At 68.8% G+C, this 15,624-nt stretch carries 13 protein-coding genes; 8 read left to right on the top strand and 5 right to left on the bottom strand.

Annotated features, from left to right (window positions below; genetic code table 11):
• Positions 1-14: 14 nt before the first annotated feature.
• Genes gatB through gatC form a run of 3 tightly spaced genes read right to left on the bottom strand, consistent with a single transcriptional unit; the run spans position 15 to position 3,280 of the window.
• Complete coding sequence (gene gatB / locus FHR95_RS05415) at positions 15-1,481, bottom strand: Asp-tRNA(Asn)/Glu-tRNA(Gln) amidotransferase subunit GatB (protein WP_183313643.1); 1,467 nt, start codon at positions 1,479-1,481, stop codon at positions 15-17.
• Positions 1,481-2,941 carry an Asp-tRNA(Asn)/Glu-tRNA(Gln) amidotransferase subunit GatA gene (gene gatA, locus FHR95_RS05410; protein ID WP_183313642.1) on the bottom strand — a complete coding sequence of 487 codons (1,461 nt, stop codon included), beginning with the start codon at positions 2,939-2,941 and terminating at the stop codon, positions 1,481-1,483. Before gatA ends, gatB begins: the two co-directional genes overlap by 1 nt.
• A gap of 51 nt (positions 2,942-2,992) precedes the next feature.
• Complete coding sequence (gene gatC, locus FHR95_RS05405; RefSeq protein WP_040187616.1) at positions 2,993-3,280, bottom strand: Asp-tRNA(Asn)/Glu-tRNA(Gln) amidotransferase subunit GatC; 288 nt, start codon at positions 3,278-3,280, stop codon at positions 2,993-2,995.
• Between the two features lie 181 nt (positions 3,281-3,461).
• Between gatC and FHR95_RS05400 the strand changes: the two genes are divergently transcribed.
• Genes FHR95_RS05400 through tldD form a run of 7 tightly spaced genes read left to right on the top strand, consistent with a single transcriptional unit; the run spans position 3,462 to position 13,357 of the window.
• Entirely contained in the window at positions 3,462-4,499 is a 1,038-nt protein-coding gene (locus FHR95_RS05400; RefSeq protein WP_040187615.1) for a rod shape-determining protein, read from the top strand.
• 16 nt (positions 4,500-4,515) lie between these two features.
• Complete coding sequence (gene mreC, locus FHR95_RS05395; protein WP_343065188.1) at positions 4,516-5,430, top strand: rod shape-determining protein MreC; 915 nt, start codon at positions 4,516-4,518, stop codon at positions 5,428-5,430.
• Positions 5,430-5,918 carry a rod shape-determining protein MreD gene (gene mreD / locus FHR95_RS05390; protein ID WP_183313640.1) on the top strand — a complete coding sequence of 163 codons (489 nt, stop codon included), beginning with the start codon at positions 5,430-5,432 and terminating at the stop codon, positions 5,916-5,918. Before mreC ends, mreD begins: the two co-directional genes overlap by 1 nt.
• Positions 5,919-5,944: 26 nt before the next feature.
• The gene (locus tag FHR95_RS05385) at positions 5,945-6,550 is read left to right on the top strand and encodes a Maf family protein (RefSeq protein WP_183313639.1); all 606 of its coding nucleotides are present in this window, start codon (positions 5,945-5,947) and stop codon (positions 6,548-6,550) included.
• Between the two features lie 33 nt (positions 6,551-6,583).
• On the top strand, positions 6,584-8,047 hold the full coding sequence (rng, locus tag FHR95_RS05380; protein WP_040187609.1) for a ribonuclease G: 1,464 nt from the start codon (positions 6,584-6,586) through the stop codon (positions 8,045-8,047).
• A gap of 4 nt (positions 8,048-8,051) precedes the next feature.
• Complete coding sequence (locus FHR95_RS05375) at positions 8,052-11,906, top strand: YhdP family phospholipid transporter (RefSeq protein ID WP_183313638.1); 3,855 nt, start codon at positions 8,052-8,054, stop codon at positions 11,904-11,906.
• Positions 11,903-13,357, top strand: a complete 1,455-nt coding sequence (gene tldD / locus FHR95_RS05370) for a metalloprotease TldD (RefSeq protein ID WP_040187601.1) — start codon at positions 11,903-11,905, stop codon at positions 13,355-13,357. The genes FHR95_RS05375 and tldD overlap by 4 nt, the downstream gene beginning before the upstream one ends.
• Before the next feature lie 22 nt (positions 13,358-13,379).
• Here tldD and yjgA read toward each other — a convergent pair whose 3' ends face one another.
• On the bottom strand, positions 13,380-13,886 hold the full coding sequence (gene yjgA / locus FHR95_RS05365; protein WP_183313637.1) for a ribosome biogenesis factor YjgA: 507 nt from the start codon (positions 13,884-13,886) through the stop codon (positions 13,380-13,382).
• Between the two features lie 120 nt (positions 13,887-14,006).
• Between yjgA and pmbA the strand changes: the two genes are divergently transcribed.
• Positions 14,007-15,347 carry a metalloprotease PmbA gene (pmbA, locus tag FHR95_RS05360; RefSeq protein ID WP_183313636.1) on the top strand — a complete coding sequence of 447 codons (1,341 nt, stop codon included), beginning with the start codon at positions 14,007-14,009 and terminating at the stop codon, positions 15,345-15,347.
• A 5-nt stretch (positions 15,348-15,352) separates the two neighbouring features.
• Here the strand turns inward: pmbA and FHR95_RS05355 are convergent, their stop codons facing one another.
• The gene (locus tag FHR95_RS05355) at positions 15,353-15,622 is read right to left on the bottom strand and encodes an HPr family phosphocarrier protein (protein WP_183313635.1); all 270 of its coding nucleotides are present in this window, start codon (positions 15,620-15,622) and stop codon (positions 15,353-15,355) included.
• Positions 15,623-15,624 lie beyond the last annotated feature (2 nt).

Raw genomic sequence — 15,624 nt, 5'->3', positions numbered from 1 at the left:
CCAGGCGGGCTCCGTCAGCACAGCGCGTCGAGCTTCTCTTTCAGCAGGGCGTTGACCTGCTGGGGATTGGCGGTGCCCCGCGAGGCCTTCATCACCTGGCCGACGAAGTAGCCGACCATCTTGCCGCGCTTGTCGGGTTCGGCATCGCGATACTGGGCCACCTGGGCGGGGCTGTCGGCAATGACCTGGTCGATCATCGCTTCGATGGCGCCGGTATCGGTGACCTGCTTGAGTCCCTTGGCCTCGATCACCTCGTCGGCACTATTGGCGTCACCCCCGCCCTCGCCGTTCCACAGCGCCTGGAAGACCTGCTTGGCGGCCTTGCCGTTGATGGTGTCATCCATTACCCGCGCGATGAGTCCGCCGAGCTGGGTCGCCGAGACCGGGCTGTCTTGGATCGGCAGGCCCTCGCGGTTCAGGGCGCCGGAGAGCTCGCCCTGCACCCAGTTGGCGGCCTGCTTGGGATCGCCGCAGGCGTCCTTGACCGCCTCGAAGTACTCGGCCATTTCGCGGCTCGCCGAGAGTACCCCGGCGTCGTAGGCGGATAATCCCAACTGGTCCTGGAAGCGGGCGCGCTTGTCGGCGGGCAGCTCCGGCAGGGTGTCGCGCAGATGGTCGACATAGGCCCGGTCGAGCACCACCGGCAGCAGGTCGGGGCAGGGGAAATAGCGGTAGTCGTTGGCCTGCTCCTTGGTGCGCATGCTGCGCGTCTCGTCGCGCTCGGGGTCGAACAGGCGGGTCTCCTGGACGACCTCGCCGCCGTCCTCGAGCAGCTCGATCTGGCGCTCCACCTCGAAGGCGATGGCGCGCTCGACGAAACGGAAGGAGTTGACGTTCTTGATCTCGGCGCGGGTGCCGAAGCTCGCCTGCCCCCGGGGACGCACCGAGACGTTGACGTCGCAGCGCATCGAGCCCTCGGCCATGTTGCCGTCACTGATGCCGAGATAGGTCACGATCGAGTGGATCGCCTTCAGGTAGGCCGCCGCCTCCTTGGCCGAGCGCATGTCCGGCTCGGAAACGATCTCCAGCAGCGGGGTGCCGGCGCGGTTGAGGTCGATGCCGGTCATGCCGTGAAAGTCCTCGTGGAGCGACTTGCCTGCATCCTCCTCCAGGTGGGCATGGTGCACGCGAATACGCTTGGTCGCACCATCCTCCAGGGTGATCTCCACCTCACCGGGGCCGACGATGGGGTGATACATCTGGCTGGTCTGGTAGCCCTTGGGCAGGTCCGGATAGAAGTAGTTCTTGCGGTCGAACACCGAGACCTCGGGGATCTCGGCGTGGATCCCCAGCCCGAACTGCACCGCCATGGCCACAGCCTGTTCGTTGAGGACCGGCAACACGCCGGGCAGCCCCAGGTCCACGGCGCAGGCCTGGCTGTTGGGCTCGGCGCCGAAGGCGGTGGAGGCGCCGGAGAAGATCTTCGAGCGGGTGGCAAGCTGGACGTGGACCTCCAGCCCGATCACGGTTTCCCATTGCATCAGAGGGTCTCCTCGGCAAGCGCGGGACGACGCAGGTGCCAATCGGTGGCCTGCTGGAACTGGTGAGCGACGTTGAGCAGACGCGCCTCGGCGAAGTGGGTACCGAGAATCTGCAGGCCGATGGGGCGGCCGCCGACAATGCCGGCCGGCACGCTGATGCCGGGGATGCCCGCCAGGTTGATGGCGATGGTGTAGATGTCCTGCAGGTACATCGAGACCGGGTCCTTCTTGGCGCCCAGGTCGAAGGCCGGGGTCGGCGAGGCCGGGCCCATCAGCACGTCGACCTCGTCGAAGGCGTCGAGGAAGTCCTGGCGAATCAGCCGGCGGACCTGCTGAGCCTTCTTGTAGTAGGCGTCGAAGAAGCCCTCGGAGAGGGTGTGGGTGCCTATCAGGATACGCCGCTTGACCTCCTCACCGAAGCCCTCGGCGCGGCTGCGCTTGTAGAGGTCGGTCAGGTCGGCGGGGGCGTCGCAGCGGTGGCCGAAGCGCACGCCGTCATAGCGCGACAGGTTGGAGGAGGCCTCCGCCGGGGCGATGACGTAGTAGGCCGGGATGGCGAAGTGGGTGTGCGGCAGGCTCACTTCGCGCACCGTGGCGCCGAGCGTCTCAAAGACGCCGATCGCTTCGCGCACGGCGCTCTCTACCGTCGGATCGAGGCCCTCGCCGAAGTATTCGCGGGGCAGGCCGATCTTCAGCCCGGCCAGCGGCGCGGCGAGTTCCTCGGTATAGTCGGGCACGCCGCGGGCCACGCTGGTGGAGTCGCGCAGGTCGTGGCCGGCGATGGCGGTGAGCAAGCGGGCGCAGTCCTCGGCGGTGCGCGCCATGGGGCCAGCCTGGTCGAGGCTCGAGGCGTAGGCGATGATGCCGTAGCGCGAGACACGCCCGTAGGTGGGCTTGAGGCCGGTAATCCCGCAGAAGGCGGCCGGCTGACGGATCGAGCCGCCGGTGTCGGTGCCCATGGCGGCGGGGACCAGTCCCGCGGCCACGGCAGCGGCACTGCCGCCGGAACTGCCGCCCGGCACCGCGGCCCGGTCCCAGGGGTTCTGCACCGGGCCATAGAAGCTGTTCTCGTTGGAGGAGCCCATGGCGAACTCGTCCATGTTGGTCTTGCCCAGGCTCACGGTGCCGGCGGCCCTGAGCTTCTCGACCACGGTGGCGTCGTAGGGAGCGACGAAGGTGTCGAGCATCTTCGAGCCGGCGCTGGTCTTGACGCCCTGGGTGCAGAAGATGTCCTTGAGCGCCAGGGGCACGCCGGTCAACGGGCCGGCATTGCCGGCGGCGCGCGCGGCATCGGCCTGGTCGGCGGCGTCGAGGGCCTGCTCGGGCGTCACGCTGATAAAGCTGTTGAGGTCGCCATCGAGGCGGTCGATGCGCGCGAGCAGCGCCTGGGTGAGCTCGCGGCTGGAGAACTCGCCGGCGGCAAGGCCGGCGGCGAGTTCCGTCAGAGTCTTGTCATGCATGGGCCCTGGGCTCCGTGATGGCTTGCCGGAAACGGATGGCAGTGGTGCGGGTCATTCGACGACCCGCGGGACCAGATAGAGGCCCTGCTCCACCGCCGGGGCGCAGCGCTGGAAGGACTCGCGCTGGTCGGGCTCGGTGACTTCGTCGGCGCGCAGCCGCTGGGTGGTCTCCAGCGGGTGGGCCAGGGGGGCGACACCCTCGGTGTCCAGGGTCTGGAGCTGGTCGACCATCGCCAGGATGCGGCCCAGGTCGTCCAGGTAGTGTGCGGCCTCGTCGTCGTCCAGGCCGAGTCGGGCCAGGTGGGCGGCCCGCAGAACGTCTGCGTGTTCAAGCGCCATGATCGGATGTCCTCGACAGGCAGTGGGGTCTGGGAAATGACCGCAGAAGGTACCACATCCGACGCCTCGCTGGCAGGGCCAGGAATGCCGCGCGCCGCGGGACTTTGCTTGCTGCAGGGGGGCCGCGGTGATACCGTTTGCCTCCGCACAGGGTTCCCGGACTGCACTAGGTAACGACTCCATGTTCAAACGCTTGAGGGGGCTGTTTTCCAGCGATCTATCGATCGATCTGGGGACGGCCAATACGCTGATCTATGTCCGCGGTCGCGGTATCGTGCTCGATGAGCCGTCGGTCGTGGCGATTCGCCAGTCCGGCAACATGCGCAGCGTGGCCGCGGTAGGCGCCGATGCCAAGCGCATGCTGGGCCGGACGCCCGGCAACATCACTGCCATCCGCCCGATGAAGGACGGCGTGATCGCCGACTTCACCGTCACCGAGCAGATGCTGCAGTACTTCATCCGCAAGGTGCATCAAAGCACCTTCTTGACGCCAAGCCCCCGTGTACTGGTCTGCGTGCCCTGCATGTCGACCCAGGTCGAGCGCCGCGCCATCAAGGAATCCGCCGAGGGTGCCGGGGCCCGCGAGGTGTTCCTGATCGAGGAGCCGATGGCAGCCGCCATTGGTGCCGGCCTGCCGGTGGAGGAGGCCCAGGGCTCGATGGTCGTCGATATCGGCGGCGGCACCAGCGAGATCGCCATCATCTCGCTCAACGGCGTGGTCTACTCGGAATCCATCCGGGTCGGCGGCGACCGCTTCGACGAGGCGATTACGGCCTACGTGCGTCGCCACTACGGCAGCCTGATCGGCGAAGCGACCGCGGAACGCATCAAGGAGGAGATCGGCTGCGCCTACCCGGGTGGCGAGCTGCGCGAGATCGACGTGCGCGGACGCAATCTGGCCGAGGGCATCCCGCGCAGTTTCACGCTCAACTCCCATGAGATCCTCGATGCCCTCCAGGAGACGCTGGGCTCCATCGTCGCCGCGGTGAAGAGTGCCCTCGAGCAGTCGCCCCCGGAGCTCGCCTCTGACATTGCCGAACGTGGCCTGGTGTTGACCGGCGGCGGTGCGCTGCTGCGCGATCTCGACAAGCTGATTGCCGAGGAGACCGGGCTGCCGGTGATCGTCGCCGAAGACCCGCTGACCTGCGTGGCCCGGGGCGGTGGCAAGGCCCTGGAAATGATCGACCAGCACACCTTCGAGCTGCTTTCCAGCGACTGACTCGGGGGGACGCCCTATCAAGCCGCTGTTCTCGCATGGACCGCTGCCGGGCTATCGCATGCTGCTGTGCGTGATCCTGGCCTCGGCGCTGATGTTCGCCGACGCGCGTTTCACCCGCATGGAGCCCGTGCGTGCTCAGCTATCGACCCTGGTGGCCCCCATCCAGTGGGTCGTCAGCCTGCCCAGCGATGTGCTCAACTGGGCCTCGCTGGCACTCTCCGACCAGCGCGCCCTGGTGGACGAGAACCGCCGGCTGCGCGAGCAGATCCTGACCCTGTCGCACCGCGTTCAGCGCATGGCCAGCCTGACGGCCGAGAACGTCAGGCTGCGTGAACTGCTCGCGGCCACCCGCCAGCGTGAAATGCCTTACATCACCGCCGAACTGCTGTCACTGGACCCTGACCCCTTTACCCATCAGATGGTCCTCGACCGCGGACGTCGCGATGGCGTCTATGTCGGCCAGCCGGTGCTGGATGCCTCGGGCCTTGTCGGCCAGATCACCGCCACCTCGGCCTACTCCAGCCGGGTGCTGCTGGTGGCCGATGCCAGCCACGCCCTGCCGGTACAGGTCAATCGCAACGGCCTGCGCTTCGTCCTCCAGGGGGCGGGCAGCTACGAGGCGCTCAACGTCCGGCATGTGCCCGACACGGCCGATATTCGCCAGGGTGACCTGTTGACCACCTCGGGGCTGGGCGGGCGCTTTCCGCCGGGCTACCCCGTGGCCAGGGTCTCGGAGGTGGTCCATGATCCGGGCCAGCCTTTCGCCCGGGTCACTGCCGCGCCGGTGGCACAGCTGCAGCGTTCGCGGCACTTCCTGCTGCTGTTTCCCCCCGCGCCGCCCGCCGCACCTCCCGAGGATGGACTGGCCGCCCCCGCCCTGCAGGCGGCCCGGCACGTCGGCGCGGCGGCCGTCGACGAGGAGGCGCCCTGATGGCCACCCCCCCGCGCGCCAACCTGCTGTGGATCTGGTTGACCCTGCTGCTTTCTATGTGCCTTCAGGTGATGCCGCTGGCCGATGGCTGGCAGATATGGCGCCCCGACTGGCTGGGCCTGATGCTGATTTACTGGTGCATGCGCGAGCCGCTGCGGGTCGGTGTCTTTCATGGCTTCGTGCTGGGTCTGCTGATGGATCTCATCGAAGGGGCTCCGCTCGGCCAGAATGCCTTGCTGTTGTCGCTGCTGGCCTTCCTCTGCGCGCTGGTCTATCCGCGCTTTCGGGCCTATTCGCTGGTTCAGCAGGCGGTGCTGATCTTCGTGCTGCTGGGCATGGTGCAACTCGGTGAGCAGTGGCTCAGGGCGCTGTTCGGGCCTTTTTCCTTGCATCTCTCCTTCCTGCTGCCGTCACTGATCGGTGCGGTGCTCTGGCCCTGGCTCACCACCCTGTTCGAGGCATTGGGACGCCGCCTCGCTCGCGATTGACCTTCCTGCGCCCCCCTGGAGCTGCCATGACCCCGGATCCCGTGCTGTGCCTGGCATCGGCCTCGCCTCGCCGCCGTGACCTCCTCGCCTCGATCGGCGTGGCGCTGGAGGTGCGCCCCGTGGATATCGACGAGACGCCGCAGAGCGATGAAGCCCCCGCCGATTATGTGGTCCGACTGGCCCGGGAGAAGGCGCTGGCCGGTGCGCGTCTTTCCGCGCTTCCCGTCCTGGGGTCGGATACCGCCGTGGTGTGCGACGCTGCCATTCTCGGCAAGCCGGCGGGGCGCGAGCAGGCCGCGGCCATGCTGCGGGGGCTGGCCGGCCGTGCCCACGAGGTGCTGACCGGGGTGGCCGTCACTGGCCCCGCCGGGCTGCTGACGGCCTGCGTGACCACCCGCGTCTTCCTGCGACCGATCAGCGACGCGGAGCTTGCCGCCTACTGGGCCACCGGGGAGCCGGCGGACAAGGCCGGCGGCTATGCCATCCAGGGCCTGGCGGCGGTGTTCGTCGAGCACATCGAGGGCAGCCACTCGGCGGTGGTGGGGCTGCCGCTCTTCGAGACCGCCGAGCTGCTGGTCCGGCAGGGCGTGCCGCTCTGGAACGGGGCGCTCCCGAGCGGGCCTATGTCATAATGGCGGCAGACTTTTCTGGACAAGGATTTCCGCATGAGCGGTGAAGTACTCATCAATCTGACGCCGATGGAAACCCGTGTCGCCGTGGTGGAGAACGGCGTGCTGCAGGAGGCCTTCATCGAGCGGGCTCGCCGCCGCGGTATCGTCGGCAATATCTACAAGGGCAAGGTCGTGAGGGTACTGCCCGGCATGCAGGCCGCCTTCGTCGATATCGACCTGGACCGCGCCGCCTTCATTCATGCTCACGAGGTGATGCCCCCCGGCACCCCGGCCGACGAGCAAGTGTCCATCTCGGCGCTGCTCCACGAGGGTCAGTCGCTGGTGGTGCAGGTGACCAAGGATCCGATCGGCTCCAAGGGGGCGCGGTTGACCACCCATCTCTCGGTGCCCTCGCGCTACCTGGTCTACATGCCCGACTCGCCCCATCACGGCGTTTCCCAGCGTATCGAAGACGAGATGGAGCGCGAACGCCTGCGTGGCCTGGTCGAGGCGGCCGGTGCCGAGCAGCAGCTGGAGGTCTCCGGGGGGTTTATCGTGCGCACCGCGGCCGAGGGCGTTGGCGTCGAGGAGCTGGCCGCCGACATGCACTTCCTGCTGCGCCTGTGGCGGCGAGTCAGCGAGCGGATGGTGACCGCAGCGGCGCCGAGCGTCATCTATGACGACCTGCCGCTGTTCATGCGCACCCTGCGCGACGTCATGCGCGATGACATCGAGAAGGTGCGCATCGACTCGCGGGAAAACTACGGGAAGTTGATCGAATTCGCCGAGGAGTTCATGCCCACGGCGGTGGAGCGCATCGAGCACTATGCCGGCGAGCGGCCGATCTTCGATCTGTTCAGCGTCGAGGACGAGATACAGAAGGCACTGGGGCGTAAGGTGCAGCTCAAGTCCGGGGGCTATCTGGTGATCGATCCCACCGAGGCGATGACCACCATCGACGTCAATACCGGCGGCTACGTGGGCCATCGCAACCTCGAGGAGACGATCTTCAAGACCAACCTCGAGGCCGCGACCGCCATCGCTCGCCAGCTGAGGCTGCGCAACCTTGGCGGCATCATCATCATCGACTTCATCGACATGGATGATCCGGAGCATCAGCGCCAGGTGCTGCGCATGCTCGAGAAGTCGCTGGAGCGCGATCATGCCAAGACCAAGTGCACGGGTGTGACCGAACTGGGTCTCGTCCAGCTGACCCGCAAGCGCACCCGCGAGAGCCTGGAGCAGACGCTGTGCGAGGCCTGTCCGACCTGTGCGGGAAGAGGCACCCTCAAGACGCCGGAGTCGATCTGCTACGAGATCTTCCGCGAGATCCTGCGCGAGGACCGCGCCTACAGCGCCGAGACCTATGCCGTACTGGCCTCCCAGGCAGTGGTGGATCGTCTGCTCGACGAGGAGTCCGCCGCGGTGGCCGACCTGGAGGAATTCATCGGCAAGCCGATCCGCTTCCAGGTGGAGATCCACTACTCCCAGGAGCAGTACGACATCGTGCTGATGTGAGCCCATGTCCCCGATTCGCCTGGTCTCTCGCTGGTTGCTGACGCTGTTGGCGCTGATCTTGGCGCTGTTGGCGGTGCTGACCCTGATGCTGCGCCTGCTGCCGGTGCTGCTCGAGCAGCAGGCACCGCAGCTGGAACGCCTGCTCTCGGCCCGCTTCAATGCGGTGGTGGAGCTGGACGCAGTGACGGCAGGCCTGCGGCATCTTGATCCGCATCTGGCGATCGATGGCCTGCAGATTCGCTCGCAAGAGGGGTTGGGGCACGTCCCCTTGCTCGAGGTGGAGCAGGCCCAGCTGCGCCTGGACAGCCTCGCCAGCCTGGCTGCCGGCGTGCCCCTGGTGGCCGACGCCCGGTTGCAGGGCGTGACCGTGCATCTCTATCAGGATCCATCGGGACGCTGGCACTGGCCGGCCCCGGCGGAGCTTCCCCCCGAACTGGTTCCCGAGACCGCCTTCGACCTCGATCGCCTCGACTTCTGGATCGGCATGCTGCTTCGCCAGAGTGCCTGGGTCGAGCAGGCCAGTCTGGTGCTGCATGGCCAGCGCACGCGTGCCGTGCTCGAGGCGCCCCGGCTGGTCATGACCGGCAATGCGCGTCGCACTCACCTGGAGGGCGAGGTGCTGGTAGAGGGTCAGCGCGAGCAGGCCATTCGGGCGGTGATGGAACTGGTCCCCGGGCCCTCGGGGCTGCGCGACTTCAGTGCGGCCCTGCAGGCGGAGATGCGACTCGACAGCCTGCTGGGCCTTTCCGAGGTGCTGGGCTATGGCGACGCCCTGCGCCTGGAGGCCGCCAGCGGCGAGGCGCGCCTGTGGGGCCGCTGGCACGCCGGTCGCCTGGCCGACGTGCGCCTCGATGTCGATGCCCCCTTGCTGGCGCTGGCCCAGCCCGAGTCGAACGGTGACGAGGCGACATCCCCGGCCATCGTGCTCAACCGGGTGACGGCCCGCGGCCAGTGGTTGCGTGAACAGACGGGTTGGCAAACCTGGCTCGAGGGCGATGCGCGCAGTGCCGACTGGGCCCGACCCGAGGGCGAGGGCGACGCGGCGGCCACCGGGCCGGCCGTGCCTCGCTACTGGTACGCCCGCAGCCGCGACGACGGCTGGTGGCTCAACACCAGCGAGTTCGATCTCGGCGCCCTGGCGGCCTGGCGCGATCGGCTGCCGCTGCCCGAGGCCCTGGCGCGAGTGATCGACAGCCTGGACCCGCGCGGGCGCGTGACCGGCCTGGGGCTGGGGCGCGAGGGCGGCGACTGGGTCGCCCGGGCCTCGGCGACCGACGTGGCCGTATCGCCCTGGCAGCAGGCCCCCGGCGGTGGTCCCCTGGATGTCTGGGTGAACTCGCGGGGCCTGAGGGGCCACGTCGAGTTCGTTGGCCGCGACACCCGGCTGCATTTTCCTCAGGTGTTCGGCGCGCCGCTGAGGCTTGCTCGCGCCAGTGGCGTGGTCGACTGGGCCTATGACGGGCCGCGCAGTTTCGTCAGCGGGCGCGAGCTCGAGGTCGACTGGAACGGGGGGCAGATCGAGGGCGGTTTCGGACTCTCGGCGGGTGGCGGCCAGCGTGGCGGCTTCGGTCTCCAGCTCGATATGCGCGACCTGGATGCCGTAGAGACCCCCTTGGCAGACTGGCTGCCGGCGGGCGTGCTGGGGCCGGAACTTACCGACTGGCTCGTCGGTGGGGTGGCTGGCCGGATACCCGAGGGGTCGTTGCGCCTCCATGTGCCACTGAGTCGCGAGCAGGCCAAGGTCGAGCCGGCCCTGGAACTGGCCCTGGCGGTGGAGGATGGACGCCTGGCTTTCGCGCCCGGTTGGCCGCCTCTCGAAAACGTCAGCGGACGTCTGCGAATGGCTCACGGCACCCTGACGGCGGACGTCGACGAGGCCGAGAGTCTGGGGGTCAAGGCCAGCGGCGGCGAGATCCGCCTGGCGGATGAGCGGCTCGAGGTCAGCGCCGGGCTCGATGCCTCGGCCGCGGCGTTACGCCGCTATCTGCTGGCGCTGCCCGTGGAGGGCATGCAAGCGCTGGAAGACTGGCAGGCCGAGGGCCGCGCATCCGGCAACCTGGATCTCGCCCTGGCCCTGGGCGAGCCCGATTCCCTGGTGCTCGACATCACCGCCGAGGCGGATTTCCCGCGCCTCGTCCACGTCCCTTTACAGCTGGTGTTGCGTGATCTGAAAGGCCCTCTTGCCTGGCATCAGCGCGGCGAGCAAGGCGGCCTGAAGGGGCAATTGAGCGGGCGACTGCTGGGTGGCTCGGTGAGCAGCGAGATCGACACCCTGGGCGGGGGGCTCGACCTGTCGGGCCGGGCCGAGGCCCAGGCTCTCGTCGAGTGGAGCGGCATGCCAGGCCTCGGTGGGCTGATCGAGGGCCAGCTGCCCTGGCAGGGGCGCCTCTCGGTCGGCGATGGGCGTCCCTCGCTGCGCCTCGACAGCAGCCTGGAGGGCCTGGCCATCAACCTGCCGGATCCGGTGGGCAAGGGTCGCGAGGCACGCCTGCCGCTGCAGCTGAGCTTCGATCTGAGCGAGGGCCGCCTCGATGGCCGGCTGGGCGACCGGTTTGGCGTGCGCTGGCGAGCGTTGGACGGCGGTGCGTCCGGGCAGGGGCTGGCCTGGCTGGGACGCCCGTCGGACGTCTGGCCTCGTGGGCCCGGCTGGCGTCTCACGGGCTACCAGCCGCGCCTGCCGGTGGCCGACTGGGCCCGTGCGCTGTCGCCGCTTGTCGATCGAGGAAGCCGCGATCGGGCCGGCCGTGCCGCGCCGGCCGCGCTCTCCTCGCTGGCCCTGCGTACCGACTGTCTGCAGGTGCAGTCCCGCTGCCTGGGCTCGCTGACCGTGGAAGGGGGCGCCCGCGGAGGAGGCTTGGAACTGGACGTGAGCGGCAGTCTTGCCAGCGGCCGCCTGTCGTATCGGCCGGCCCTGGGTGAGCCTATGGATATCGCCCTGGATCGCCTGGCGCTGGACGCGCTGCTGACGCCACCGACCGGCGGCGGTAAATTGCTGGATGAGCTCGATGTGCCGCCCGAGGCAGCCCCGCTGCCGGAGGGCCTCGAGGCGGTGCCCGACGGCCGGCTGCGGATCGACGAGATCGCTTGGCAGGGACAGCGCCTTGGCCCCTTCAACGGGCGCTGGCGGACGGCGGCCGACCGGCTGGTGGTCGATCCTGTTGGCCTGACGCTGGGCCAGATCAGTGCCCATGGCAACCTGGTCTGGGAGGCGAGCGGCGGCGGCGACAGCCTGACCCGGGCGCGGCTCGACCTGGATGGCGGTGACCTCGGTTCCGCGCTGGCGGTACTGGGCCAGCCAGTGGCCGTGCGCAGTGCCGAGACGCGGGTCAAGAGTCAGCTGGCCTGGCCGGGTGCCCCCTGGCAGTTCGCCCTTTCCCGCTCGAGGGGCAGTCTCGAGGTGGCCCTGCGCGATGGACGCTTCGTCAACATCGAGTCACCCTCGGCGCGGGTCGTTGGCCTGCTCAACGTCGACAACCTGCTGCGTCGGCTGCGGCTCGACTTCTCCGATGTCACCGGCCGGGGAACCGCCTTCGATCGTGTCACCGGTGCCGCGACCCTGTATGGTGGAGTGCTGGAAACCCGCGGTCCGGTGGAGATCGAGGGGCCGGCGACCCGCTTCACCCTCGACGGCAGCGTCGACCTGGCGCGTCGGGAACTCGACCAGCGCCTGGCCGTCACAGTCCCGGTGAGCAGCAACTTGCCCCTTGCGGCAGTGCTCGCCGGCGCCCCGGTGGTCGGCGGCGCCCTGTTCATCGCCGACCAGCTGTTCGGCGACGCCATCGACCGCGTGACCCGAATCCACTACCGCGTGCAGGGCCCCTGGACCTCGCCGCGGATCTCTCTGGAAAGTGCCGAATGACATCACAGACTCATGCCATGCTCGACGAGGCTTCAGACCTGTTGCTGACGCCGGGGGGACTCGACCTCGCGGCCCTGGATGACGGGCTGGGCCACGCCATGGGCCCGGGCGTCGACTATGCCGACCTCTACTTCCAGCGCAGCTGGCACGAGGGCTGGGTGCTGGAGGATGGCGAGGTCAAGGAGGCCAGCTATAACATCGACGGTGGCGTAGGGGTACGCGCCCTGGCCGGCGAGAAGACCGGTTTCGCCTACTCCAATCAGATCACCGCCGATGCCCTGGCCGAGACCGGCCGCACGGCGTCCGGCATCGTACGCCGCGGTGAACGGCTGGCGGTGGCGCCGGGCGTGGCCATGGCCAGTCAGTCCCGCTATGCCGGGGTCGATCCGCTTACCGGCCTCTCCGCCGAGGACAAGATCGCCATGCTCAAGCTGGCCGACCGGGTGGCCCGGGCGGCAGACCCCGCAGTGTCGCAGGTCAGCGCCTCGCTCTCCGGCGTCCACGAGGTGGTGCTGGTACGTGCCAGCGATGGCACCCTGGCGGCCGACGTGCGTCCCCTGGTGCGCTTCAACGTCAGCGTGATCGCCGTGCGTAACGGGCGTCGTGAGCGCGGCAGCGCCGGCGGTGGCGGCCGCTATGCCATGGTGCGGCTGCGTGACGACAACGTCGCCGAGCGCTATGCCCGGGAAGCCGTCAGGCAGGCGCTGGTCAACCTTGAGGCCGTCGACGCGCCGGCCGGCCAGATGCCGGTGGTGCTGGGCCCGGGCTGGCCGGGTATCCTGCTCCACGAGGCGGTGGGTCACGGCCTGGAGGGCGACTTCAATCGCAAGGGCAGCTCGGCCTTTGCCGGGCGCATCGGTCAGCAGGTCGCCTCGCGTGGCGTGACCGTGGTCGACGATGCCACCCTCACCGACCGGCGCGGCTCGCTCTCCGTCGACGACGAGGGGACGCCGGGCCAGAGCACCACCCTGATCGAGGACGGCATCCTGACCGGCTACATGCAGGACAAGCTCAATGCGCGGCTGATGGGCATGGCGCCGACCGGTAACGCGCGGCGCGAGTCGTTCGCCCACCTGCCGATGCCGCGCATGACCAACACCTATATGCGCGCCGGCAGCGACGACCCCGCGGATATCCTCAAGAGCGTGTCGCGAGGCCTGTATGCGGTGAGCTTCGGCGGCGGCCAGGTGGACATCACCTCCGGCAAGTTCGTCTTCTCGGCCAGCGAAGCCTATCTGATCGAGGACGGCAAGATTACCGCGCCGGTCAAGGGCGCGACCCTGATCGGCAACGGCCCCGAGGCCATGGGCCGCGTCTCGATGATCGGCCACGACATGGAACTCGACACCGGCATCGGCGTCTGCGGCAAGGAGGGGCAGGGCGTGCCGGTGGGCGTGGGCCAGCCGACGCTGAAGCTCGACGAGCTGACCGTGGGTGGGACCCAGTCCTGACCCCTTCGGGAAGCTTCACGCTTCAGAGGCCGGCGCCGTCGCGGATCAGCTTGAACAGCCGGCGGGCGTTGGTCGGGGGCTTGCCCTGCTCTCGCTCGCGGCGGGCGTTGCGGATCAGCTGGCGCAGGGCCTGGCGCTCGATGTCGGGAAACTCGGCCACAAAGGCCTCGACGGCGTCGTCGCCCTCGGTGATCAGCCGGTCGCGCCACTGTTCGAGGCGGTGGAAAGCATGATCGCGGCGTAGGGTCTCGTTCTCGATCTCGTCGAATACTGCCTGGATGCCGTCCAGGTCCTCGCCGCGCATCAGCTTGCCGACATACTGCATGTGGCGGCGTCGGGCCTCGCGGGCCTTGATGCGTCCGGTCTCCTCGACGGCCCGCAGCAGGTCGTCGGAGAGCGGGAAGCGGGCGCGCTGGGCGTCGCTCATGGCGATGATCTGCTCGCCGAGCTGCTGCAGGGCCTGCATCTCGCGTTTGAGCTGGGACTTGCTGGGCCGCTCGTCGGCCGGGGAGAGGTCTTCCTGAGTCATGCCGGTTCCACGTTGGTCGGGATCGAATTGCGCAACAGTATATCAGCCCGCGACACGGGGCTGGACAATGCATCATCTTGAGGGCCGGTTCGAAGGCCGGCCGAGTAAGGAGAGACGTTCATGACACAGGCTTTCGATGCCGCCGCGCAGCAAACCCTGCTGGAGAGTCGCGCCCGCATGGCCCTGGAGCTGGCCCGCCGGCTGGGGGCCGATGCCTGCGAGGTGGGGGCGAGCGTCGACCAGGGCGTCGGCGTCAGTGTTCGCGAGGGCGAGGTGGAGACGGTCGAACTGTCCCGGGATCAGGGCATCGCGGTAACCGTCTACGTGGGGCAGCGCAAGGGCAGTGCCTCCTCCAGCGACGCCGGCGAGACGTCGGTGCGGGCCGTGGTCGAGAAGGCGCTGGCGATCGCCCGTCACACCGGCGAGGATCCGGCCTCGGGCCTGGCTGATGCGCGCCTGATGGCGACCGAGCTGCCGGACCTCGATGTCCACCATCCCTGGCCGCTCTCCATCGACGAGGCCACCGACCTGGCGCTGCGTTGCGAGGCGGCCGGCCGAGGCATGGCGGGCATCAGGAGCTCCGACGGGGCCAGCCTCTCGAGCGGCGAGGGGGTGCGCGTCTACGCCAACAGCCATGGCTTCCTGGGCAGCCAGTGTGGCAGCCGTCACTCGCTCTCCTGCATGTTGATTGCCGAGGACGAGAACGGCATGCAGCGCGATTACGACTACACCAGCGCACGTGCCCCGCGCGACATGGCCGCTGCCGAGGCGGTGGGCGAGAGCGCCGCCCGGCGCACCCTGCGACGCCTGGGCGCCCGGCGCCCGGCCACCGGCAGGATGCCGGTGCTCTTCGACCCGAGCCTGGCCAGCGGCCTGGTGGGCCACCTGATGGGCGCGATCGCCGGGGGCGCCCTCTATCGCCAGGCGTCCTTCCTGTGCGACCGGTTGAACACCCCCCTCTTTCCCGAGTGGTTCAGCCTCGGCGAACGGCCCATGGAGGTCGGTGCCATGGCAAGCTCGCCCTTCGATGGCGACGGCGTACAGACACGTGACAACGTCTTCATTCGCGATGGTCGCCTGGCCAGCTACATGCTCTCGGCCTACAGCGCCCGACGGCTGGGGCTCGAGACCACCGGCAATGCCGGGGGCGCGCGCAACCTGCGCGTCTCCGCGCCGTTGGAAAGCCGCGAGGCGCTGCTCGCGCGCATGGGTCGCGGTGTGCTGGTCACCGAGCTGATGGGGCAGGGGGTCAACGCTGTGACCGGCGACTACTCGCGCGGGGCGGCCGGCTTCTGGGTCGAGGATGGCGAGATCCGCTATCCCGTGGAGGAGTTCACTATTGCCGGCAATCTGGAGTCGATGTTCCAGGGCCTGGTCGGCGTCGGGAGCGACATCGATACCCGCGGCAGCATCCACACCGGCAGCTGGCTGGTCGACGAGATGATGGTGGCCGGTAGCTGACGGCGTCAGCCATCCTCATCGAAGCGGGCCTCGAAGAGCGCAGTGATCGCCTCGAGGGCTGCCTCGGCATCCTTTCCCTCGGCACTGATCTCCAGTTCGGTGCCGCAGGGGGCTGCAAGGATCAGCAGCGACATGATATTACCGGCATCGGCTTGCTGGTTACCGCGCCAAACCGTGACGCGGGCGTCAAAGGGCTGGCAGCACTGCACCAGTTTGGTGGCGGCGCGGGCATGCAGGCCGCGCCGGTTGGTCAGGGTCAGCTTGCGACTCGGCACGC

This window comes from Halomonas fontilapidosi, from assembly GCF_014192285.1.
GTDB lineage: Bacteria > Pseudomonadota > Gammaproteobacteria > Pseudomonadales > Halomonadaceae > Halomonas > Halomonas fontilapidosi.
The sequence above is the reverse complement of the archived record's forward strand: the minus strand, read 5'-3'. Positions and strand labels throughout refer to the sequence as shown.

Excerpts from the sequence above, each read along its gene's own strand:
- gatB (WP_183313643.1), bottom strand. The coding sequence starts at position 1,481 with ATGCAATGGGAAACCGTGATCGGGCTGGAGGTCCACGTCCAGCTTGCC.
- gatA (WP_183313642.1), bottom strand. The coding sequence starts at position 2,941 with ATGCATGACAAGACTCTGACGGAACTCGCCGCCGGCCTTGCCGCCGGC.
- gatC (WP_040187616.1), bottom strand. The coding sequence starts at position 3,280 with ATGGCGCTTGAACACGCAGACGTTCTGCGGGCCGCCCACCTGGCCCGA.
- FHR95_RS05400 (WP_040187615.1), top strand. The coding sequence starts at position 3,462 with ATGTTCAAACGCTTGAGGGGGCTGTTTTCCAGCGATCTATCGATCGAT.
- mreD (WP_183313640.1), top strand. The coding sequence starts at position 5,430 with ATGGCCACCCCCCCGCGCGCCAACCTGCTGTGGATCTGGTTGACCCTG.
- FHR95_RS05385 (WP_183313639.1), top strand. The coding sequence starts at position 5,945 with ATGACCCCGGATCCCGTGCTGTGCCTGGCATCGGCCTCGCCTCGCCGC.
- rng (WP_040187609.1), top strand. The coding sequence starts at position 6,584 with ATGAGCGGTGAAGTACTCATCAATCTGACGCCGATGGAAACCCGTGTC.
- FHR95_RS05375 (WP_183313638.1), top strand. The coding sequence starts at position 8,052 with ATGTCCCCGATTCGCCTGGTCTCTCGCTGGTTGCTGACGCTGTTGGCG.
- tldD (WP_040187601.1), top strand. The coding sequence starts at position 11,903 with ATGACATCACAGACTCATGCCATGCTCGACGAGGCTTCAGACCTGTTG.
- yjgA (WP_183313637.1), bottom strand. The coding sequence starts at position 13,886 with ATGACTCAGGAAGACCTCTCCCCGGCCGACGAGCGGCCCAGCAAGTCC.
- pmbA (WP_183313636.1), top strand. The coding sequence starts at position 14,007 with ATGACACAGGCTTTCGATGCCGCCGCGCAGCAAACCCTGCTGGAGAGT.